This window comes from Microbacterium sp. Leaf159, assembly GCF_001423615.1.
GTDB lineage: Bacteria > Actinomycetota > Actinomycetes > Actinomycetales > Microbacteriaceae > Microbacterium.
Map to the genome: position 1 here is coordinate 633,495 of NZ_LMOU01000001.1, position 21,496 is coordinate 654,990.

26 protein-coding genes are annotated in these 21,496 nt (G+C 67.3%); 5 read left to right on the top strand and 21 right to left on the bottom strand.

Annotated elements, in window-relative coordinates; all coding sequences use genetic code 11:
- Positions 1-41: 41 nt before the first annotated feature.
- The 6 genes from ASF80_RS03100 to rpsB all read right to left on the bottom strand — a co-directional run bounded on the left by ASF80_RS03100 (position 42) and on the right by rpsB (position 5,016).
- Positions 42-626: a DivIVA domain-containing protein gene (locus ASF80_RS03100; RefSeq protein ID WP_056307896.1), complete on the bottom strand. Its 585-nt coding sequence runs from the start codon at positions 624-626 to the stop codon at positions 42-44.
- Complete coding sequence (locus tag ASF80_RS03105) at positions 626-1,765, bottom strand: phosphatidate cytidylyltransferase (protein WP_056307898.1); 1,140 nt, start codon at positions 1,763-1,765, stop codon at positions 626-628. The genes ASF80_RS03100 and ASF80_RS03105 overlap by 1 nt, the downstream gene beginning before the upstream one ends.
- A gap of 5 nt (positions 1,766-1,770) precedes the next feature.
- Entirely contained in the window at positions 1,771-2,325 is a 555-nt protein-coding gene (gene frr / locus ASF80_RS03110; RefSeq protein WP_056307900.1) for a ribosome recycling factor, read from the bottom strand.
- A gap of 66 nt (positions 2,326-2,391) precedes the next feature.
- Positions 2,392-3,108 carry a UMP kinase gene (gene pyrH, locus ASF80_RS03115; RefSeq protein ID WP_056307902.1) on the bottom strand — a complete coding sequence of 239 codons (717 nt, stop codon included), beginning with the start codon at positions 3,106-3,108 and terminating at the stop codon, positions 2,392-2,394.
- Positions 3,109-3,199: 91 nt separating this feature from the next.
- Complete coding sequence (tsf, locus tag ASF80_RS03120; RefSeq protein ID WP_056307904.1) at positions 3,200-4,027, bottom strand: translation elongation factor Ts; 828 nt, start codon at positions 4,025-4,027, stop codon at positions 3,200-3,202.
- Between the two features lie 44 nt (positions 4,028-4,071).
- Positions 4,072-5,016 (bottom strand): 30S ribosomal protein S2, encoded by a 945-nt coding sequence (gene rpsB / locus ASF80_RS03125; RefSeq protein WP_056307906.1) that lies wholly within the window; start codon positions 5,014-5,016, stop codon positions 4,072-4,074.
- A 306-nt stretch (positions 5,017-5,322) separates the two neighbouring features.
- On the opposite strand from rpsB, the gene ASF80_RS03130 reads away from it, so the two are divergent.
- Entirely contained in the window at positions 5,323-5,853 is a 531-nt protein-coding gene (locus tag ASF80_RS03130) for a murein hydrolase activator EnvC family protein (RefSeq protein ID WP_082488167.1), read from the top strand.
- Positions 5,854-5,958: 105 nt separating this feature from the next.
- On the opposite strand, the gene ASF80_RS03135 is transcribed toward ASF80_RS03130, so the two are convergent.
- From ASF80_RS03135 to ASF80_RS03175, 9 genes are all read right to left on the bottom strand, one after another.
- Entirely contained in the window at positions 5,959-6,861 is a 903-nt protein-coding gene (locus tag ASF80_RS03135) for a tyrosine recombinase XerC (protein ID WP_056307908.1), read from the bottom strand.
- A gap of 35 nt (positions 6,862-6,896) precedes the next feature.
- Positions 6,897-8,078, bottom strand: a complete 1,182-nt coding sequence (gene dprA, locus ASF80_RS03140) for a DNA-processing protein DprA (RefSeq protein ID WP_056307910.1) — start codon at positions 8,076-8,078, stop codon at positions 6,897-6,899.
- Complete coding sequence (locus ASF80_RS03145) at positions 8,075-9,604, bottom strand: YifB family Mg chelatase-like AAA ATPase (protein ID WP_056307912.1); 1,530 nt, start codon at positions 9,602-9,604, stop codon at positions 8,075-8,077. The genes dprA and ASF80_RS03145 overlap by 4 nt, the downstream gene beginning before the upstream one ends.
- Entirely contained in the window at positions 9,601-9,963 is a 363-nt protein-coding gene (locus ASF80_RS03150; RefSeq protein ID WP_056307914.1) for a YraN family protein, read from the bottom strand. Before ASF80_RS03150 ends, ASF80_RS03145 begins: the two co-directional genes overlap by 4 nt.
- Positions 9,964-10,065: 102 nt before the next feature.
- Complete coding sequence (locus ASF80_RS03155) at positions 10,066-10,392, bottom strand: DUF2469 family protein (RefSeq protein WP_042541663.1); 327 nt, start codon at positions 10,390-10,392, stop codon at positions 10,066-10,068.
- Between the two features lie 47 nt (positions 10,393-10,439).
- Positions 10,440-11,099, bottom strand: coding sequence for a ribonuclease HII (locus tag ASF80_RS03160; protein ID WP_056307916.1), 660 nt, complete (start codon positions 11,097-11,099; stop codon positions 10,440-10,442).
- Positions 11,096-11,830, bottom strand: coding sequence for a signal peptidase I (lepB, locus tag ASF80_RS03165; RefSeq protein ID WP_056307918.1), 735 nt, complete (start codon positions 11,828-11,830; stop codon positions 11,096-11,098). The genes ASF80_RS03160 and lepB overlap by 4 nt, the downstream gene beginning before the upstream one ends.
- A 118-nt stretch (positions 11,831-11,948) precedes the next feature.
- Positions 11,949-12,296, bottom strand: coding sequence for a 50S ribosomal protein L19 (gene rplS, locus ASF80_RS03170; RefSeq protein ID WP_056311713.1), 348 nt, complete (start codon positions 12,294-12,296; stop codon positions 11,949-11,951).
- A 179-nt stretch (positions 12,297-12,475) separates the two neighbouring features.
- Positions 12,476-12,964 carry a hypothetical protein gene (locus ASF80_RS03175; protein ID WP_056307920.1) on the bottom strand — a complete coding sequence of 163 codons (489 nt, stop codon included), beginning with the start codon at positions 12,962-12,964 and terminating at the stop codon, positions 12,476-12,478.
- Positions 12,965-13,074: 110 nt separating this feature from the next.
- Here ASF80_RS03175 and map point away from each other — a divergent pair, with 110 nt between their 5' ends.
- A complete protein-coding gene (map, locus tag ASF80_RS03180; protein WP_056307922.1) occupies positions 13,075-13,857 on the top strand; it encodes a type I methionyl aminopeptidase in 783 nt (260 codons plus the stop codon).
- Between the two features lie 16 nt (positions 13,858-13,873).
- Here map and ASF80_RS03185 read toward each other — a convergent pair whose 3' ends face one another.
- Positions 13,874-14,611, bottom strand: coding sequence for a class I SAM-dependent methyltransferase (locus ASF80_RS03185; protein ID WP_056307924.1), 738 nt, complete (start codon positions 14,609-14,611; stop codon positions 13,874-13,876).
- A 69-nt stretch (positions 14,612-14,680) separates the two neighbouring features.
- Here ASF80_RS03185 and ASF80_RS03190 point away from each other — a divergent pair, with 69 nt between their 5' ends.
- Positions 14,681-15,274, top strand: coding sequence for a histidine phosphatase family protein (locus ASF80_RS03190; protein ID WP_235559865.1), 594 nt, complete (start codon positions 14,681-14,683; stop codon positions 15,272-15,274).
- Here the strand turns inward: ASF80_RS03190 and trmD are convergent.
- Genes trmD through rpsP form a run of 4 tightly spaced genes read right to left on the bottom strand, consistent with a single transcriptional unit; the run spans position 15,271 to position 17,277 of the window.
- Positions 15,271-15,981 carry a tRNA (guanosine(37)-N1)-methyltransferase TrmD gene (gene trmD / locus ASF80_RS03195; protein ID WP_056307928.1) on the bottom strand — a complete coding sequence of 237 codons (711 nt, stop codon included), beginning with the start codon at positions 15,979-15,981 and terminating at the stop codon, positions 15,271-15,273. The genes ASF80_RS03190 and trmD overlap by 4 nt on opposite strands.
- Before the next feature lie 20 nt (positions 15,982-16,001).
- The gene (gene rimM / locus ASF80_RS03200) at positions 16,002-16,604 is read right to left on the bottom strand and encodes a ribosome maturation factor RimM (protein WP_056307929.1); all 603 of its coding nucleotides are present in this window, start codon (positions 16,602-16,604) and stop codon (positions 16,002-16,004) included.
- Position 16,605: 1 nt separating this feature from the next.
- On the bottom strand, positions 16,606-16,836 hold the full coding sequence (locus ASF80_RS03205; RefSeq protein ID WP_056307930.1) for an RNA-binding protein: 231 nt from the start codon (positions 16,834-16,836) through the stop codon (positions 16,606-16,608).
- 6 nt (positions 16,837-16,842) lie between these two features.
- Positions 16,843-17,277, bottom strand: coding sequence for a 30S ribosomal protein S16 (gene rpsP, locus ASF80_RS03210; RefSeq protein ID WP_056307932.1), 435 nt, complete (start codon positions 17,275-17,277; stop codon positions 16,843-16,845).
- Positions 17,278-17,486: 209 nt separating this feature from the next.
- On the opposite strand from rpsP, the gene ASF80_RS03215 reads away from it, so the two are divergent.
- Positions 17,487-18,638, top strand: coding sequence for a glutamate--cysteine ligase (locus ASF80_RS03215; protein WP_056311715.1), 1,152 nt, complete (start codon positions 17,487-17,489; stop codon positions 18,636-18,638).
- Between the two features lie 2 nt (positions 18,639-18,640).
- On the opposite strand, the gene ASF80_RS03220 is transcribed toward ASF80_RS03215, so the two are convergent.
- Entirely contained in the window at positions 18,641-19,612 is a 972-nt protein-coding gene (locus ASF80_RS03220; RefSeq protein WP_056307934.1) for a sugar-binding transcriptional regulator, read from the bottom strand.
- Positions 19,613-19,712: 100 nt separating this feature from the next.
- Between ASF80_RS03220 and ASF80_RS03225 the strand changes: the two genes are divergently transcribed.
- Positions 19,713-21,425, top strand: a complete 1,713-nt coding sequence (locus ASF80_RS03225; RefSeq protein ID WP_056307936.1) for a glycerol-3-phosphate dehydrogenase/oxidase — start codon at positions 19,713-19,715, stop codon at positions 21,423-21,425.
- Positions 21,426-21,496: the final 71 nt, after the last annotated feature.

Genomic DNA, 21,496 nt, shown 5'->3' on the forward strand with positions numbered 1-21,496 from the left:
GGCAGTCTACCCGTTGTGGCCTGAGACGGCCATCGGAACGCTCAGCGAACAGCCAGGATCACATCTACGGCAGCGTCGAGCAGGGCATCGACCTGCTCTTCGCGGTAGCCTCCACGCTGCATCCGGAACGCGGCCGCGCGCAGCTGCTCGGCCGTCAGAGGCTCTCCGTCGCGCAGGTAGCGGGCGATGCGCGTGCCCACGTGATCGACCTCGTCGATGCGGTAGCCGAAGGTGAGCACGCCCGTGCGAGCGAAACGGTGACGCTTGGGGCGGGCCAGATGGTCGAGGATCACCTGCGCGTCGTCGCGGGCCTGCTCGACCCACGCGCCCGCGCCACGAGAGCGGACCACCCGATCACGAGCGCGCGCGGCCAATGCGTCCTCGACCCGGCCGAGTGCCGCGTCGACCTCGGCCACGACATAGCCGTTCTTCACCAGGGGAAACGATGCCACCCGCACGTCCGCCGCGCCCAGGTCGTCGGCGTCGCTCTCGAAGGCTGTTCGCGCAGCTGCGAGGAAGGTATCGACCGCTGCGCGGTGGTAGCCGCGCACACGACCGCTCGTGAGCGAGAAGGCGGGCGGCGCCTCCACGGCTCCGTCCGCTACCTGCACGTCGTCGGAGACCATCACAGCACCACCCAGGAGGAGAAGAGGAAATAGAGGCACAGCGCGGGAACCGTGGACGGCAGGATGCTGTCGAGCCGGTCGAGGAGTCCGCCGTGACCGGGAAGCCAGGAGCTCATGTCCTTGATGCCGAGGTCGCGCTTCAGCATCGACTCTCCGAGGTCGCCCAGCGTCGCGGACAGCAGGATGGCGACGCCGAAGATCACTCCGATCCACCACGGCACGTGGAGCAGGAAGATCGCGAGGAGCACGCCGGCCGCGATCGAACCGACCACCGCGCCTCCGAAGCCTTCCCACGTCTTCTTGGGACTGATCCGGGGAGCCATCGGATGCCGCCCGAACGCGAGGCCTGCGGCGTACGCGCCGGTGTCGGCGACGACCGCGATCGCGATGAAGCTCAGCACCCACCACTGACCGCCTTCCTGCTTCAGCAGGATGAGGGCGACCGCAGCGAGGAACGGCACGTAGATCTGCACGAAACCGCTGATGACGGCATCCGTGAGCACATCGCCGTAGGTTCTGCCGTCCTTGGCGATCATCTGCGCGACGAGCCGCCACACGATCACGAACGCGACGGCGAGGAACAGCATGACCCAGACGAGCCAGAGATCGAGGAAGAAGGCGGAGAGCACGAGGAGGGTCGCGGCGATGAACTGCGGCACCACGTCGATCCGTCGTCCCGACGCGCGAAGGGCGAGCGAGAGTTCGTAGACGCCCAACAGGGCGGCCGCCAATGCGAACGGCACGAACAGGACCTTGATGAAGATCAGCGAAGCGAGCAGCGCTGCACCGAAGGCGAGACCGATCAGCGTCGCGAGGATCAGGTCGCGCCCCGTGCGCTCCTTGATGCGCTCATTGGCCTGATCGAGCTGGCCGCGAGCGTGCGAGACATGGTTGCCCAGCTCGTCCCTGGCCGCTCTCCACTGCTCGCGGATGGCGTTGTGATCGGCGGTGTCCAGTGTGGACGCCGTGACTACAGGCCCTTCTGCGGGCAGCGGAGGCCGCGGCGGGATGCTCGTGGTGTCGAATGCCGGGAAGGCACCGTCGACCAGAGGGATGCCGCCGGTCGGGGTCGACGAGTCGCGCGCCTCACGACGCGTCTGCGGCTTGTCGGTACCGTCACCGGTGGAGTCGTCGGACATGCCGCCTACACCTCGAGGAGTTCGGCCTCTTTGCGCTTGAGTGCGTCGTCGATCAGGTCGACGTGCTGGCGCGTGAGGGCGTCGAGTTCCTTCTCTCCCCTGGCGATCTCGTCTTCGCCGAGCTCGCTCTTCAGGGCGTCGAGCTCATCCTTGCCCTTGCGGCGGATGCCTCGGACGTGGACCTTGGCGTCCTCCGCCTTGGTCTTGACGAGCTTCACGTACTCCTTGCGACGCTCGGCAGTGAGCTCGGGCATCGTGACCCGCACGAGGTTGCCGTCGTTGGTGGGGTTCGCGCCGAGGTTCGGCATGTCGCGAATCGCCTGCTCGATGCCCTTCAGTGCCGACTTGTCGTACGGCGTGATGATGAGCGTGCGTGCTTCCTGATTCGCGAGTGAGGCGAGCTGCGCGAGAGGAGTCGGCGTTCCGTAGTAGTCGACCAGGACCTTCTGGAAGAGCTGCGGGTTCGCACGACCGGTGCGCACCGTGGAGAAGTCCTCCTTGGCGGCCTCGACGGCTCGTGCCATGCGGGAGGTGGTTTCAGCGAGGACATCCGCGATCACGGTGACTCCTATCGTCGGGGTGTTCTGAAATTCTATCGGGCCGGGGACTCGAGCACCGGCAGGCGCTCAGGCCGTGACCAGAGTGCCGATGTGCTCGCCGAGGAGAGCACGCGTGACGTTGCCCGCCGGTTCCATGCCGAAGACGCGCATGTCCATGTTGTTGTCCATGCAGAGGCTGAACGCCGTCGAGTCGACGACCTTGAGCCCGCGCTGGAGGGCGTCGCGATACGTGACGCGCTCGATGCGCTCGGCATCCGCGTGCTTGTTCGGGTCTGCGGTGTAGATGGCGTCGACGCCGTTCTTGGCGACGAGGACCTCCTCCGCACCGATCTCGAGAGCGCGCTGCGCGGCGACCGTGTCGGTCGAGAAGTACGGCAGGCCGGCGCCCGCGCCGAAGATCACGACGCGACCCTTCTCCATGTGACGCTCCGCGCGGAGCGGGATGTAGGGCTCGGCCACCTGCGTCATCGAGATCGCGGACTGCACTCGTGTGGGTGCACCGGCCTGCTCGAGGAAGTCCTGGAGAGCAAGAGCGTTCATCACCGTGCCGAGCATGCCCATGTAGTCGGCGCGCCCGCGGTCCATGCCGCGCTGGCTGAGCTCCGCGCCGCGGAAGAAGTTGCCACCACCGACGACGATGGCGATCTCGACGCGGTCGACCGCTGCGGCGATGTCGCGAGCGATCTGGCTGACGACGTCGGGGTTGACACCGAGCTGGCCGGCGCCGAACGCCTCACCGGAGAGCTTGAGAAGAACGCGGCGGCGTCCTGTGCGGTCGGTCATGGGGGTGATCCTCTCGTCCCGATTCAAGATAGTGCCTTCTGGGCATGAAGAAGGGGTCCGGATCGCGTTGATCCGAACCCCTTCGACGATGTTACGCGCCGACCTTGAAGCGCGCGAAGTCCGTCACGGTGATACCGGCGTCCTTCGCCACCTGGGCGACAGAGAGCTTGTTGTCCTTCGCGTAGTCCTGCTCGAGCAGGGCGACCTGCTTGATGAACGCGGAGACACGGCCCTCGACGATCTTGGGCAGAGCCGCTTCCGGCTTGCCCTCGTTGCGGGAGATCTCGGTGACGATCTCGCGCTCCTTCTCCACGGCGTCGGACGGAACGTCCTCGCGGGAGAGGTACGACGGGTTCGCGAACGAGATGTGCTGCGCGATGCTGCGAGCGGTCTCTGCGTCGTCACCCGAGTAGGCGACGACGACACCGATCTGCGGCGGCAGGTCCTTGCTCGTGCGGTGCAGGTAGACCTCGACCTTGTCGCCCGAGACCGTGCGCACGCGACGCAGTTCGACCTTCTCGCCGATGATCGCAGCCTCTTCCGAGATGACCTGCTCGACGCTCTTGTCGCCCGCCTGGGCGGCGAGACCGGACTCGACCGAGTCCGCCTTGACTGCTGCGACGGCGTCTGCGACCTTGTCGGCCAGCGCGATGAAGCGCTCGTTCTTCGCGACGAAGTCCGTCTCGCAGGCGAGCTCGATCAGCGTCACTGCGCCGTCCTGCTCGCGAGCGACGATGAGGCCCTCGCTGGTGGAACGGTCAGCACGCTTCGCGTTGCCCTTGGCACCCTTCAGGCGCAGGATCTCGGTGGCCTTCTCGACGTCTCCGTCAGCCTCCTCGAGCGCCTTCTTGGTGTCGACCATTCCCGTGCCGAGCTGCTCACGCAGCGCCTTGAGGTCGGCGATGGTGAAGTTGGCCATGTGTGGTGGCTCCTTGCTTCGTGATGTGTGTGGTGGTCGCGGAATTACTTGGCGTCTGCTGCCTCGGCGGCGGCGACCTCAGAGGTCTCCTCACCGGAAGCGGCGGCGATCGCCTCGTCGTGTGCCTCAGCACCGGCCTCATCGGCAGCGGTCTCGTCGGCAGCAGGTGTCTCGACGACAGCAGCCTCGTCGGCGGCGGCGTCGACGACCTCTGCGGCGTCTGCGGACTCCTGAACGGGAGCCTCGAGAAGCTCCTTCTCCCAGTCGGCGAGCGGCTCAGCGTCGCCCGTCTCGGGGTTGTGCTTCTGCTGCAGTCCCTCTGCCGCTGCGTCCGCGATGATGCGGGTGAGCAGCGAGACCGAGCGGATCGCGTCGTCGTTGCCGGGGATCGGGTACTGGAAGTCGTCCGGGTCGGCGTTCGTGTCGAGGATGCCGATCACGGGGATGCCGAGCTTCTTGGCCTCGTCGATGGCGAGGTGCTCACGCTTGGCGTCGACGACCCAGATGGCAGACGGCGTCTTGGTGAGGTTGCGGATACCGCCGAGCGACTTGTGCAGCTTGTCGAGCTCGCGCTTCTTGAGAAGCAGCTCCTTCTTCGTGAAGCCGCTGTTCGCCGGGGTCTCGTAGTCGAGCTCCTCGAGCTCCTTCATGCGTGCGAGACGCTTGGAGATCGTCTGGAAGTTGGTGAGGAGTCCACCGAGCCAGCGCTGGTTGACGAAGGGCTGACCCACGCGGGTCGCCTGCTCGGCGAGGATCTCCTGCGCCTGCTTCTTCGTGCCGACGAAGAGGATCGTGCCACCGTGGGCGACGGTCTCCTTGACGAAGTCGTAGGCCTTGTCGATGTAGCCGAGCGACTGCTGGAGGTCGATGATGTGGATGCCGCTGCGCTCGGTGAGGATGAAGCGCTTGACCTTCGGGTTCCACCGACGGGTCTGGTGTCCGAAGTGCACGCCGCTGTCGAGCAGCTGGCGGATGGTGACCACAGCCATGGTCGTCTCCTTGTTCCGGCGCGGTTCTGCGCCATTGAGGTTGTCAAGTCGATCGGGCGATCGAACTTCCTGGTGCCCGGCGCACACCCGCCTGCTCGGAAGCAGGACCTGTGGGAGTGGATGCCACGACCGGAGTCGCTCTGGGCACGCGTAGTCACCCCGAGATCGAGGTGCTCCCCCAGCATACAGGATGCGTGGGCGTCACTCGCCCTGCACCTCGGAGCGCTTCCGGGGTTCTGCACACCTCCTGCGACGATTCGTCCCACGTCCGCGTCGAGCGAGGCGCACATCCCGGATCATGGCCCGATGGTCGTCCGTCGTCGCATCCTCGCCGTCATCCTGCTCGTCGCTCTTGTGAGCGTCGGCCCCCCTGTCCCTGCGAACGCGGACACCCCATCCGCCACCACAGTCCTCGCCTCCGCGCACTGGACTTGGCCTTTCGACGGGGCCCGCTCGGTCGCGAATCCGTATCGGGCGCCGGCGCACGAATACGGAGCCGGGCACCGCGGCGTCGACATCGTCTCGGGACCGAGCGGTGCAGTCCGTGCACCGGCCGACGGGGTCGTGGCGTTCCGTGGAACCGTAGTGGACCGGCCCCTGCTCACGATCGAACACCCGGACGGTTATGTGTCGACGTTCGAGCCGGTGATGTCCACACTCTCCCCCGGAGATGTCGTGATGGCCGGGGATGATATCGGCACCGTCGCATCGGGTGGCCACGCGTCACCTGGAACGATGCATCTCGGCGTGCGGCTCGACGGCGACTACATCAACCCCATGCTCCTGTTCGGAGAGGTGCCGCGCGCGGTGCTCCTCCCCTGCTGCGACCCGCTGTGAGCCGTTGTGAGCGCCTGTGAGCGCCCGTGAGCGCCCGGTGAGCCGCGCCGACGCGTTGCGGTGTCTCGCGCTTCCACGTCCTCGCAGCGCATCCCTCAAGACGACTCAGGCCCGCGGATGCGCCAGTCGATAGGTGGCCGTGAGCCGCTCAGCGGATACGTGCGTATAGATCTGGGTGGTGCCGAGGCTGGCGTGCCCCAGGATCTCCTGCACCGCCCGCAGATCGGCACCGCCGTCGAGCAGGTGCGTCGCAGCGGTGTGTCTGAGGGCATGCGGCCCGACCGTCTCGGCCCCGACGTAGGGTGCGAGCACCTCTGCAACGAGTGAGTACACGGCTCGGGGGCCCACCCGTGCACCCCGCGTGCCCAGGAACAGGGCGGGGGTCGGGCGTGCGGCCCGCGCGACGTGCACGGGCCGACCACGGGTGAGGTAGGCGCCGATGGCGTCTCTCGCCGGGGCGCCGAACGGCACCACGCGCTCCTTGGATCCTTTGCCGAGCACGCGGGCGGTGCCGCGGTCGAGGTCGAGGTCGTCGATGTCGAGTCCACAGAGCTCGGAGACACGGATCCCCGCGCCGTAGAGGAGCTCGAGGATCGCATGATCCCGCAGCTGGCTCGGCTCGCCTGTCGACGCCGCCGCCCGTTGCGCGTCGAGGAGGGTGGTCATCGCATCCTGTGAGGCGATCGTCGGCAGAGTACGTCCGCGCTTCGGTGCGACGAGGCGCAGGCTCGGATCGTGCGGGATGAGCTCGTGTTCGTGCGCCCAGGTGAAGAACGACCGGGCTGCGGCGGCTCGTCGCGCAAGCGTCGAGCGGGCGTCACCGCGCTGGGTGGCCCGCCAGAGCCAGTCCCGCAGAGTCTCGAGCGACACGTCTTCCACACCGAGCTCCCCGACCGTCAGCGCCAGATCGTGCAGGTCGGACCGGTATGCCCGGACCGTCGCGGGCGACAGCCTCCGCACCTGCTCGAGGTGATCGGTGAATGCCTGTGCCGCAGCCGCGAACTCCATGGATCCAGCTTGCAGGAGCGGGCATCGGCATCGTGTCAGCCGCGCCGCCCGACTTCGCCTGCCTTCCGCCACCCGCCCTCGACGCGTCTGACCACGCCGTCCAGCTCGAGGACCCCGAGCATCGCGCTCACCTTGTCGGGTGCGAGTCCCGAGCGCCGACAGATCTCGAGGACCGGCAGCGACGAGCGACCGGTGATCGCATCCAGCACACGCACCTGGTCGGGGTCGGATCGCTCGCCGTCTTGCGACGCATGTAGCGCGCCTCCCCAGAGTTCACGGATCTCCGCGGGAGTCGTCACGCACCGCGCGTCATACTCGCGCAGAAGTCGGTGACATCCGGCGGATGCCGCGGACGTCACCGGTCCCGGCACTGCGCCGAGAGGGCGACCGAGCGCCGCCGCGTGCCCTGCGGTGTTGAGTGAGCCGCTGCGCCACCCCGCCTCGACGACGACCGTCGCCTGGCTCACTGCAGCGATGAGTCGATTCCTCGCCAGGAATCGCCATTTGGTCGGCGCAGTGCCGCAAGGCACCTCGCTCACCACGGCGCCCGTGTCGACGATGCGTCGCAGCAGCTCCCTATGACCTTGGGGGTAAGCGCGATCGACTCCGCCGGCCAGGAACGCGACTGTGCGGCCATCCACGCCGAGCGCCGCCCGGTGGGCGGCGCCGTCGATGCCGTAGGCACCACCTGAGACGACGACCGCGCCGCTCATGGCCAGGTCACCCGCGAACTCTGCGGCGAGCATCTCCCCGTACCCGCTCGCCGCACGAGCGCCGATGATCGCGACGCGAGGCTCGGCGGAGAGGATCAGTGGCTCGCCTCGCACCCAGAGCAGCGTGGGCGCGTGCTCGCCGAGGTCGTCGAGAGCGATCGGCCAGCTCGCGTCGCCCGGAAGGACGAGTCGCGCTCCGACATCGCGCGCACTTCGAATCGCCTCCGCCACGGCTCGCGTATCGGCACGCGCCCTCCATCTCGCGCGTCCCTCAGCGAGTGCCCGTCCGCCCGCCCCCGACTGCGCACGGCTTCGGCCCGCCAGCGCGACCTCCAGGGCCTCGTGTGCGCCGAGCTCCGCGATGAGAGCGCCCGCCACGCCGTCACCCGGCTCCGCGAGAACCGACCATGCGACCCTCTCGAGGGCTTCCTCATGCTGTTCGTGAGGCCGCATCTCGTCGAGCGCAGCACGGACGTCAGGGTCTTCCCTCAGCGATTCGATCATGATGTGTATCCCCTCTTCAGAAACAGAGCACGCCCGACCTCGTCGCGCCCCGGCTTGTCGATTCCCTCCAGGTCCGCCATGGTCCACGCCAGTCTCAGGACCCGGTCGTAGCCCCGGAGGGTCAGCGCGCCCCGTTCCAACGCACGGTCGAGCGGCGCTCGGGCAGGCGGTGCGAGTCGCAGATCGGGCTGACGCAGTCGCGCGCCCGGCACTTCGCCGTTGCGCCGCCACGGCGTTCCTCGCCAGCGTGCGACGGCGCGTTCCCTCGCCCCGACGATGCGTTCCCCTGCCAGGGCCGTCGTGACCGAAGTCCGTTCTGCGGTCATCGCCTGGACGGCGGACACGCGCGCCACCTGCAGCTCGATGTCGATGCGGTCGCGCAGCGGACCCGACAGTCTTGTCGCGTATCTGCGGATCGCCAGGGACGGACACACGCACTCGGAGCCCCGGACCCCGTAATTGCCGCAGGGACACGGATTCATGGCGAGGACCAGCTGGAACCGCGCCGGGAACAGGGCCCTGACCCCTGACCGGATCACCTCGATCGAGCCGGATTCGAGCGGCTGTCGCAATGCGTCGAGTGCGACGCGTGAGAACTCCGCGGCTTCGTCGAGGAAAAGCACCCCGCGGTGCGCTCGTGAGATGGCGCCGGGTCGGACCGCTCGCGATCCGCCGCCCACGAGAGCGGCTACCGACGCGCTGTGGTGCGGCGATTCGATCGGCGGAGTGACATCGAGGCGTCGCACCGGCTCACCTGTCAGGGAGCGGATCGAGGCCACCTCCAGTGCCTCCGCCTCGGTCAGCCGCGGCAGGATTCCTGGGAGCCGCCTCGCAAGCATCGTCTTGCCCGCACCCGGTGGACCGCTCAAGAGCAGATGGTGGCCGCCGGCGGCCGCGACGATGAGCGCCTGGACAGCATCCTCCTGACCGACGACCTCGGACAGGTCCAACGACTCGACCGGCTCATGGACGGCGGCGGCCGCGACGACAGGGTCGCCATCGAGCACGTCGACATCCGCGCCGTGCCAGACGGCGACCTGCGAGAGGGTCGCAGCCGGGCGTACCTCGATGCCAGGCACGAGTGCCGCCTCGGCCTCGTTCGCCGAGGGGACGATCACCGTCTGGAATCCGGCCCGCGCAGCCGCGAACACGGCGGGCAGCACGCCGGGCACTGGCCGGAGCCTTCCGTCGAGTCCCAGCTCACCGAGGTGCACGGTTCGCGCGATGGAACGCGGGGAGAGCGAGCCTCCGGCCGCCAGCGCCGCCAGCGCGATGCTCACGTCGAAGCCCGAGCCCTGTTTGGGAAGGCTCGCCGGCGAGAGATTGACCGTCAGTCGGCGGCGCGGAAGATCGAGAGCGCTGTTCTTGCAGGCGTTGTGCACGCGCTGCACAGCTTCTGCGAGCGACTTGTCTGGGAGCCCGATGATCTTGAAGTCGGGGGTCTGGTTGGACAGGTCCGCTTCGACCTCGACGATGTGGCCGTCGACACCGGTCAGGGCGACGGCCCAGGTTCGCGCCGTCGTCACGACAGTGCCACGAGGTGCTCGAGCGTGCCGCACGAGGGGTCCGCCCCGATGATCCCGATCGCATCTATCCGGATGGTCATCCCCTGCGCGCTCTCGGCATGGTCGGCAGCCCAGGCGTGAGCCAGCTGCCACAGGCGGCGCAGCTTGCGAGCGTCCACCGCCTCGAACGGGTGCCCGAACGAATCGCTCCGTCTCGTCTTCACCTCGACCACCGCGAGATGCGAACCGTGGGATGCGACGATGTCGATCTCGCCCTGGGCACACCGCCAGTTCCGATCGAGAACCTGGTACCCGAGCGTCGTCAGGTACCGAACCGCCTGCTCTTCACCGGCTCTACCGAGATCGTCTTTCGCTGCCATGACGACAGCCTGCCGACCGCAGTCGATGATCTTCGCGGCTGATCTGCCGTTCGCCCGGTGTTCAGGGAGAGCCCGTCAGAACGAGCGACTGTGCAGAAGGGGTCATTCCCCGTCGAGCGACAGCTCCTGCGGCAGCTCGAACTCGCGGCGCTGGAGTTCTTCGACGTTGACGTCCTTGAAGGTGAGCACGCGCACGGCCTTCACGAAGCGGTCGGCGCGGTAGATGTCCCACACCCACACGTCGCTCATCGAGATCTCGAAGTAGAAGTCATGCTCGGTGTCGCGGCGCACGACATTGACCTCGTTGGCCAGATAGAACCGGCGCTCGGTCTCGACCACGTACTGGAACTGCGCGACGACGTCACGGTATTCGCGGAACAGCGCGAGCTCGAGCTCGCGGTCGTAGTCGTCGAAGGCTTCCTCATCCATGATGTCTCCATCCTAGAGTCGGCGGCGCATCGATGCCGCACGGAGCCTCAGAACAGCGTCGGAGCATCGGCGATCGCCCAGGAGGAACGATGATGCGGGGACAGCCCGAGAGCGCGGATCGCATCACGATGCTCCAGACTCGCGTAGCCCTTGTTCCTGTCCCATTGATAGGCGGGATGACCTTCGTGGAGCTCTGCCATGTAGCTGTCGCGCGCGACCTTCGCGATCACGGACGCCGCGGAGACCGACGCGCAGTCCCTGTCCGCCTTGATCACAGGGCGAACGCGAAGCGGCACGGGATGGACGGCGGACACGTAGTCGTGGTTGCCGTCCAGCAGCACGAGTGCGCTCTCGATCGCGACGCCCTGGTCGACGATGCTCTGCACCGCTCGAGAGGCCGCCAGTCCCAGAGCACGCATGATGCCGACCTCATCGACCTCTGCAGAACTCGCCCAGCCGACACCGGACGCCTGGACCCAGGCGGCTGCTCTGGCGGCGACGTCGGGTCGTCTCCTCTCCGTGACGAGCTTCGAGTCCCGCAGTCCCTCGGGGACACGACGACGTGATCCGGCGGCGTCCATCGCCGCGGCTCCGACCGCGACGGGACCGGCCAGCGCCCCACGCCCGACCTCGTCGAGGGAGATGACCAGGTCGCACTCGGTCAGCAGTCGACGCTCCAGGGTGAGCTTGGGTGCGACGACGGTCATTCCGAGTCCGGAACGCCGTTGAAGCTGTCGTGATGTCCGTCGATGGTCCCCATGCGGTCGAAGGGCCAGGTCGTGAGGAACGCCTTGCCCACGAGATTCTCGAGGGGGACGAAGCCGCCACTGGGAAGGTCCTGGTGCGCGCGTGAATCGCGCGATCGATCGCGGTTGTCGCCCAGCACCCAGATCGATCCTTCGGGCACGACGACGTCGAACGGCTCGTTCGAGGCCGCTGTGTCGCCGTCAGGAAGGTTGAGATAGCTCAGCTCGTCGATCGGGGCACCGTTGATCGTGAGCTGGCCGAGCGCGTTGCAGCAGACGACGTGATCGCCGGGAAGCCCGATGACGCGCTTGACCAGATGATCCTGCGAGTCGGTCGCGGAGATGCCGACCACGTTGAGGACCCAGTCGAACGCCTGGATGAGCGCGGGCTGCGCGGGAGTCTGAACCTGCCCGTCGAGCCAGCCGCCCGGGTCTTTGAAGACCACGACGTCGCCACGCTCGTACGAGGTCCATCGGGGCGTGAGCTCATCGACGAGGATCCTGTCGTTGACGAGCAACGTGCGCTCCATCGATGCCGACGGGATGTAGAACGAGCGGACGACGAACGTCTTGACCACGAAGGATACGAGCGCGGCGATGACGATGATCACGAGCACGTCGCGCAGGAACACGAGGAATCCACGACGACGTTTGATCGGTGGCGTGGACGCAGGCGCGGAGTCGGTCGTCATCAAGGTTCCTTCACAGTCTCACACCGCTCGGAGACGGCAATAACTAGGGTCGCACACCCGGCGGAAAACACAGCACCCCGGGACATCGTGTCCCGGGGTGCTGTGGAGAACCTGCGCGTCAGTTGAAGCGCTTCTCCTTGATCTTCGCCTTCTTGCCGCGCAGCTGGCGGAGGTAGTAGAGCTTCGCGCGACGCACGTCACCGCGGGTGACGACCTCGATGTGGTCGATCACCGGGGAGTGCACCGGGAACGTACGCTCGACGCCGACCTGGAAGCTGATCTTGCGAACGGTGAAGGTCTCGCGCACACCATCGCCCTGGCGGCCGATGACGACGCCCTTGAAGACCTGGATACGCGAGCGGGTGCCCTCGGTGATGTTCACGTGCACGTTGACCGTGTCACCGGGGTTGAATACGGGAACGTCGGAACGCAGCGATGCTGCGTCGACGGCGTCGAGGATCTGCATGATCGTCTCTCTCTGCACTCGCCTCAGGACGGATGCATGATGTAGGAAGGAACAAGAAGGGGTGTGTGCTGAACGGCGCCTAAGCGTCCGCGGGCTCCCCTGAGGCAGAACCGGTCACGGCACAAACACTCATTCTGCCATGGATGCCGCACGCGGCCAAAACGTCACGTGCTGCGCTGTCATTCCCGAGCGTCGGTCTCCCGCACCACGATGACCTCATGCGCGCGCGTTGCGGGCGTGGGCTCATCGACGCCGGGGACGGTGGACCAGGCGATGGTCTCTCGGAATCGCGCGCCACTCCCCTTCGCCTCGTTCCACAGCTGCCACAGCTGCAGCCACACGAGGCCGATGCCGACGACGATCGCGGCGGCGAGCAGCCAGCCGAATGCGCCGTCGACGAAGAACCCGACGGCGATCGTCAGACCGTGCCAGAGGGTGAATCCTCCGACGTCCCACCACGACACGGCGCGATCGGCACGCACCGAAGGGCGGGACCGTGTGAGGAGCGTGAGCAGAAGCTGCCCGACGAAGACGGACGGGATCGCGATGAAGAGGACCCAGAGGATCGTCCACCCGCCCTGGAACACGCCCCAGCCGACCAGGAGCCAGAGCGGCAGCAGGAACGCGGCCGGAACCAGCCACCGGAAGAACGCCTGACGCAACCACATGTCACAGATCGTACGACGCCCCGCACGCCGCTGCCCCGGTGTTCGCTGTGAGCGCGCGGACTCCGGAGCCGCACGCATCGGCGAGAATGGAGAGGACGAGAGGACACCCGATGATCGAACTGCGCACCCCTGCCGAGATCGACGAGATGCGCGCCGCCGGGCGCTTCGTGGCCGAGGCGCTGGCGACCCTGCGCGACGAGACGAAGGTCGGCACCAACCTGCTGTCGATCGATCGTCGAGCGCACGACATGATCCGGAAGGCGGGAGCGGAGTCGTGCTACATCGACTACCACCCCTCGTTCGGTGCGAGCCCCTTCGGCAAGGTGATCTGCACGTCGATCAATGACGCCGTGCTGCACGGACTCCCCCACGACTACACGCTCCGCGATGGGGATCTGGTCTCGCTCGACTTCGCCGTGTCCGTCGACGGATGGGTCGCGGATTCGGCCGTCTCCTTCGTCGTGGGCACCCCGCGTGACGAGGATCTCCGACTCATCGACACGACCGAGCGCGCTCTCGACGCCGCGATCGCGGCTGCCGTCGTCGGCAATCGGATCGGTGATATCTCCGCCGCCATCGCCGCCGTGTCGCATGGCGAGGGGTATTCGATCAACACCGATTTCGGCGGGCACGGCGTCGGCCGCATCATGCACGGCGACCCGCATGTCCCCAATGACGGGCGCGCAGGACGAGGCTTCCCGCTTCGCGAGGGACTCGTGTTCGCACTCGAGCCCTGGCTGCTGGAGACAACCGACGAGCTCATCACGGACCCCGACGGCTGGACGCTTCGCAGTGTCGACGGATCCCGAGGTGCGCACTCGGAGCACACTGTGGCCGTCACGGCCGACGGCCCGATCATCCTCACCGACCGCACGTTCCTCGGCGTCGACTGAGCATGTGCTCGTCGGGTCAGGCGCGTCGGTAGACGAACACGTCCGTCACGATGGGCAGGTCGAAATCGTCGCGACCACGCGTTTCAGGATCGGCATCCAGGACGGCCTCGATCGCGGCGAGCATGCCCGCGCGTTCGTCGTCATCCGCCACGAGGAAGCTGCTCACCGTCGACCACCGTTTGAGGTAGTCCTCCCGCCGGATCCGCTCGGTCCAGTGGATCTGCTCCTGGCGGACGTGGACGAAGCCTGGCAGCTCGTCCGCGGCTGAGCTCGTCGTGCCGTCCTCCTCCGCCACCGCGGGGTGCGCGATGCGATGCGCCGCTCTGTCCCAGGTGCTCGCGGGGTCGGAGTGGTTCCAGACCAATCCGAGGGCGCCGCCGGGCACGAGCACTCGAGCGATCTCCGCGCATGCGGTCTCACGATCGAACCAGTGGAACGCCTGCGCGACGGTCACGACGTCGACGCCGCCATCGGCGACCGGAATCCGCTCGGCGCTTCCCTGAAATGCCTCCACTGTGGGCAGCTTCACTCTCAGTACGTCGAGCATCGCCGAAGATGGTTCGACGGCGATGACGTGCTCGGCTCGACCATCGAGCAGTTCCGTGAACTTCCCGGTGCCGGCTCCGAGGTCGAGTGCAGCCCGCACGGGAGTCGGCACGATCAGGTCTGCCGACGCCTGAGGGAAACCCGGACGGTAGCGGTCGTAATCCGCTCCGATACGTTCGAAGGACTTCGCGAGAACCTCATCGACCATGCTCCGACGGTATCAGTCGAGGGCGGGATCACCCCGCCGCGAGCGCTGTGGCTGTGCCATCCTGAGTCCATGATTCCGCAGGATCGCCACGTGCCGGAGCACCTGTTCCTGGTGAGGCACGGGCAGACCCGATGGAACCTGGAACGCCGTCTGCAGGGGCAACTGGATTCGCCGCTGACAGACGACGGCATCCGCCAGGCGAAGAGCATCGCCGAGCGCCTCTCCGGACGAGGGATCACGACGGTATGCTCGAGCCCGCTCGGCCGAGCGCTGCGAACCGCAGTCATCATCGCCGATCGCCTCGGCGCCGATCTCGTCGAGGTCCCTGAACTCGCGGAGGTCCACCACGGCGACATGGCCGGCCTGACATGGGATGAGATCGATCGACGATTCCCCACCGCGCGCGAGGACCGCGCAGCGAACCGCTATGGATGGGCCTTCCCTGGCGGGGAGAGCTATGCGCAGGCGCGGGCGCGAGCACGCCGGGCGCTGTCATCGTGCGGATGGGCGACGGCCGGCATCCCGCTCCTGGTGAGCCACGAGATGCTCGGCAGGATGCTCCGGGCCGACCTCCGAGGCCTTGATGCGGCGTCCGCGCTGTCCCTCCGGCATCCGCAGGACGTCGTGTTCGAGATCGACCACGGCATCGAGACGATGCTCTAGGCGTCGTCCTCCGCAAGCAGGTCGGGACGACGGCGACGCGTGCGCTCGAGCTGCTGCTCGCGCCGCCATGAGGCGATGACCGCGTGGTTGCCGCTCAGCAGCACGTCAGGCACCGAGCGATCGCGCCAGACCGAGGGCTTCGTGTACGACGGGTACTCGAGCAGGCCGTCCTCGTGGGACTCCTCGACCAGGCTCTCGGGATTGCCGACGACTCCGGGGATGAGGCGGCCGATGGCCTCGATCATCGCCATGGTCGCGACCTCGCCGCCGTTGAGGACGTAGTCGCCCAGGCTGACGAGACGGACCTCGCCCAACGACGCCGCGTACTCGAAGACCCGCTCGTCGATGCCCTCGTACCGGCCGCAGCCGAAGATCAGGTGATCGCGGGTGCTCAGGTCGCGTGCGGTGGCCTGGGTGAAGACCTCCCCGGCCGGCGAGGGGAAGATGATCGTGGGTCGGGTCTGCGTCGCCTCGGTGCTCGATGACGCGAGCTCATCGAGCGCGAGGCCCCAGGGCTCGGGCTTCATGACCATCCCGGCGCCACCGCCGTACGGGGTGTCGTCGACGGTGCGGTGACGATCGGACGTCCACTCGCGCAGATCGCGCACGCGGAGATCGAGGATGCCGGCGCTCTGCGCCTTCCCGAGCAGGGAGAGCGTCAATCCGTCGAAGTACGACGGGAAGATGGAGAGGACGTCGATGCGCACGGGAGGAACCGTACCAGCGGTCACTCGGATGCGTCGGAGTCCGAGGACTCTCCCGCATCCGCTGTGTCGGTCGGGTCCGGGAGCTCTTCGAAGAGGCCGGGAGGCGGAGTCACGATGACGCGCCCCGCTCGGACGTCGACGCTGGGGACGATCGCCTGGACGAACGGCACCATGATGTCCTGATCGCCGGATCGGACGATGAGCAGATCCTGCGCGGGGAAGTGCTCCACGCGCACGACCTTGCCGACGACGACCTCGTCACGGACCACGTCGAGACCGACGAGCTGGTGGTCGAACCACGCGTCGTCCTCGACCTCGTCGTCGTCCTGATCGATCCAGAGGATCGCACGGACGAGGGTCTCGGCACCCTCACGGTCGTCGACGTCCTCGAGGAACACGACCGGGTTGCCGTTCATCACGCGGTATTCGCGGACGACGACCGTCTTGCCGTGCCACGGAGATGCCTCGGGCACCTGCAACGTGAACTCGGCTCCCGGAGTGAAACGGCGCTCCGGGTTGTCGGTGTAGAGCTCCAGCTTCAGCGCGCCCTTGAGGCCATGGGCCTTGACGAGACGCCCTACGCGCAGCTGGTTCTTGCCCTGGTTGCGATCTTTCGCCACCACGTCAGTCGTCCGCGACGTCGACGCGGACGCGACGCCCATCAGCCAGCGCGGAGATGAGCGTACGCAGTGCCTTGGCGGTGCGGCCGCCGCGCCCGATCACGCGTCCACGATCATCGGGGTGCACACGCACCTCGAGGAGATCGCCTCGCGGCGAGGTGGACGAGTTGATACGCACATCCTCCGGGTGATCGACGATCCCCTTGACGATGTGTTCGAGCGCGGCGGCGAGCACGACGGATTACTCCGAGTCGGCGGCGGGAGCCTCAGCGGCCTCCGCGTCGGCCTTGGCGGGAGCCTCCTCTGCGGGAGCCTCCACCTTCTTCTCGGCCTTGGGCTTGACGACGGACTTCTTGGACGCGTCGATCTCGAACGGAACCTTGGGCTCCTTGACCTTGAGCGTGGACTTCGCGTCCTTGTCGCCCTTGAACTTGCCCCAGTCGCCCGTGATCTTGAGAAGGGCGGCGACCTGCTCGGTCGGCTGTGCGCCGACGGAGAGCCAGTACTGCGCACGCTCGGAGTCGATCTCGATGAACGAGGGCTCCTCGGTGGGGTGGTACTTGCCGATCTCCTCGATCACGCGACCATCGCGCTTGGTCTTCGAGTCGGCGACGACGATGCGGTAGTACGGCGCACGGATCTTGCCCAGGCGCTTGAGACGAATCTTGACAGCCACGATTCTCCTGAATTGTGTGGAAGTTGACGAACCGATCGCCTGGAGAGTGGGGTGCACACCCGGCGGAAGCTCAAAGAGGGAGGACGAATGCTGGATAGAGGGTCGAGCAGGTCGTCCGACCTTCTATTCTGCCAGATGCGCGGCCCAGGCGCGAAACGCGGCGACACGGCGGTTGCCGTGTCGCCGACAGCGCGTGCCAGACTGTGCTCGTGAAGCTCGATTTCGCGCCATCGGCGCGGTCCACCGTCGGCCTGGAGTGGGAGATCATGCTCGCCGATCCGGTGAGCGGTGATCTGGTCGGTCGTGCACCGGAGCTGCTCGCGGCGCTCGAAGCCGAGAGCGAGGATGAGCGGCACACCGTGACCGGCGAGCTGCTCACCAACACCATCGAGGTCACCAGTGGGATCGGCGACTCCGTCGCGCACGCGGTCGACGACATCGCCAACGCGATCGCGGCCGTTCGAACCGCCACCGACCCGGCGGGCATCGAACTGCTCTCCGCCGGCAGCCACCCGTTCGCCCAGTGGTACGACCAGGAGGTGACCGACAAGACCCGGTATCACACCCTGATCGAGCGCACCCAGTGGTGGGGTCGCAACATGATGATCTGGGGCATCCACGTGCACATCGGGGTCGAGGACCAGCGCAAGGTCATCCCGATCATCAACGCCCTCTCGGGCTACCTCCCCCATCTTCAGGCGCTCGCGGCGTCGAGCCCGTTCTGGGCAGGAGAGCGCACCGGATACGCCTCGAACCGCGCCCTCGTCTTCCAGCAGCTGCCCACCGCAGGACTCCCCTGGCCCCTCCAGGACTGGTCGGAGTACGAGGCCTATCTCGACGACATGGTCCGCACCGGAGTGATGGCGGACGCCACGGAGGTTCGATGGGACATCCGCCCTGCGCCACGCTGGGGCACCATCGAGATCCGTGCGTGCGACGGCCTCTCGACGCTTCCGGAGCTCGCCGCCGTCGCTGCGCTGGTCCAGGTGCTCGTGGAGCACCTCTCGCGGGAGCTCGACGAGGGGCGGACCCTGCCGCAGATGCCGGCCTGGTACCACCGCGAGAACAAGTGGCGTGCGGCGCGCTACGGTCTCGATGCCCGCGTGATCGTGGACGCCGCCGGCACGCAGCGCCCCGTCCGCGATCACCTCGCGCAGGTGATCGAAGACCTGGCCCCGATCGCCGTGGAGCTCGGCTGCGTGCGCGAGTTCGGCAGCATCGCGACCATCCTGAACGACGGCGCCAGTTACGAGCGCCAGTTGACGATCGCGAATGCGACCGGTGGAGATCTGCGCGCCGTCGTGCAGCATCTGATCCGCGAGTTCCGCTCCGGCCCCGAGGCGTCGACGGAAGAGGGCTGAGCTCAGTCCTCGACGAGTCGCCGTGCCAACCCCTCGTCGAGCACCACGTCTGTGATCAGCTCGGCGGCGATCGCCGCACGAAGGCTCACGAGCTTAGGCACACCGGACACCACGCACACGCGTCGGGGGACGCGGCGCAGTCGGTCGAGCCCAGGGCCGGTCGCCCGGGCGTTCACGCGGATGTCCCTCCACGAGCCGTCCGCCCGGAAGAACACCGTCGCCACGTCGCCGATCGCGTGGTCCTCTCGCAGGCTCCGGTAGTCATCGCGCCCGAGGTAGCCGCCGACATAGACCCGGCTGGGAACCTCCGCGGCGGGCGAGCCGAGGCTGAACACGGCGATGTCCATCTTCGACTGCAGGTCGAGCACACGACGCGTGCTGCGTTCCCTCCACATCGCCTCGCGCGTGGACGGGTCGTCGAAGAACGCCGGCACGGGGAACTGCTGCACCTGCGCGCCGAACGCACTGCCGAACCGCTGCAGGATGTCGCTCGAGTACTCCACACCGCTGGTCTGCGTGTTCCCCGCGCCGTTGAGCTGCACGAATGTCGTGTTGTGCGTCTCCTTCTGAGTGAGACCGCGACTGACGGCGCTGATCGTCGACCCCCAGGCGACTCCGACGATCATGTTCGAGTCGACGAACTGCGACAGCAGCCGCCCGGCGGTCAGCGCCACGCGCTCGAGGCGCTCCACCTCGCTGACGATCTCGGGAATCGGTACGACGTGGGCGACGACGCGGTAACGATCCCTGATGTGCTGCTCCAGCATCCCGAGCCGTTCCAGCGGGGAGTTGATCCGGATGTCGACGAGACCACTCTCCCTGGCGAAGCTGAGGAGTCGTGAGACCGACGATCTCGAGGTCTTCAGCTCCTGCGCGATGACCTCCATCGTCTTGTCCTGCATGTAGTAGAGCTGCGCTGCAGTGAGCGCGGCGATCAGCTTCGAGTCGCGTGATCCTGCGTCAGAGTGGCTCATGACGACCTCCTCACCTCGATCTTTGCACATATGTGCAGCGGGCTTGCGCGCGCTGGCCACGAGGGTCGAAGCTGGGGGCACGCACAGAGAAGGGTCGAAGATGATCGAGTCGACACACTCATCACCGGAACGCGCCGAAGTCCGCGCGGTCCGTGAATCGGGACGCACGACCGTCCTTGTCATCGGAGCGGGGATCAACGGCATCTCCACGTTCCGTGACCTCGCACTGCAGGGCGTGGACGTCCTGCTCGTCGAACGCGGAGACTTCGCCTCCGGCGCGTCGGCGGCGTCGAGCCACATGATCCACGGCGGCATCCGCTACCTCGAGAACGGCGAGTTCCGACTCGTCCGCGAGTCCGTCGAGGAGCGCAACGGTCTGCTCAAGATCGCGCCTCACTACGTGAAGCCGCTCGAGACGACGATCCCGATCTACTCGACCTTCTCGGGCATCCTGTCCGCTCCCCTGCGCTTCCTGACGCACAAGAGCGGCAAGCCCCAGGAGCGCGGCGCGTTCCTGATCAAGGTCGGCCTCACGATCTACGACACGTTCTCGCGCGACGGCGGCATGGTCCCTCGTCACCGGTTCCTCGGTCGCAAGCGCTCGCTGGCCGAGCTCCCCTCGCTCGACCCGAACATCAAGTACACCGCGACGTACTACGACGCCTCCATGCACGACCCCGAGCGTCTCGCGCTCGACGTCTTGCAGGACGGACGCGCCGCGCATCCGGGCGGCGCCATCGCACTGAACTACGTCGAGGCCGTCGCACGCGACGGCGCGAACGTCGTGCTCCGGGACCGCGAGAGCGGCACCGAGTTCACCGTCACGGCCGACGTGGTCGTCAACGCCTCCGGCCCCTGGACCGACCTCACGAACGACGCCCTCGGCACCGACACCCGATTCATGGGCGGCACCAAGGGCTCGCACATCGTGCTCGACCACCCCGACCTCCTCGAGGCGACCCGCGGACGCGAGATCTTCTTCGAGCACTCCGACGGCCGCATCGTGCTCATCTACCCGCTCAAGGGACGCGTCCTCGTCGGCACGACCGACATCGACGCGGATCCTCGCGAGGTCCCGGTGTGCACGGAAGAGGAGATCGACTACTTCTTCGACCTCATCCACCACGTGTTCCCGCAGATCGACGTGACACGCGAGCAGATCGTCTACAACTTCTCCGGCATCCGCCCGCTTCCCCGCCACGAGGACACGGCTCCCGGTTTCGTCTCCCGCGACTACCGCATCGAGGTCGACGAGAAGGGAGCAGCGCCCCTCGTCAGCCTGGTCGGCGGCAAGTGGACGACCTTCCGCGCCCTCGGAGAGTCGCTCTCCGATGTCGTGCTCGGCCTGATCGGCCGCACCCGCACGGTATCGACGGCCGGGCGTGCGATCGGCGGAGGCCGCGACTTCCCGCGCACCGAGAAGGCCCGTCGCATCTGGATCCAGGAGAACCTGCCCGGAGCAGGTGAGCGCGCCGAGCGCCTGCTCGCCCGCTACGGCACCCGCGCAGCGCAGGTCTGGGAGTACATCGAGCAGGGCGACGACGCTCCCCTCGCCGGTGACGACCTCTCGACGCGCGAGCTCGCCTGGATGGTGGAGAACGAGATGGTCGCGCGCCTGCAGGACGTCATCCTGCGCCGCACCAGCATCGCGTTCACGGGTCACGCCGACGCGGATGTGCTCGAAGAGCTTGCCGATGCACTGGCTCCTCTGCTCGACTGGGATCGCGAACGCCACGATGCCGAGCTGGATCAGACGCGCACGCTGCTGAACGAGCGACATGGACTGAAGATCTCGTCCCGCACACGCGGCTGACGAGACATCCGAACACCGCCCTCCACGCGGTGTAATTCCCAACAAGTGCCAGGGCTAAGGGGCCCTGGCAC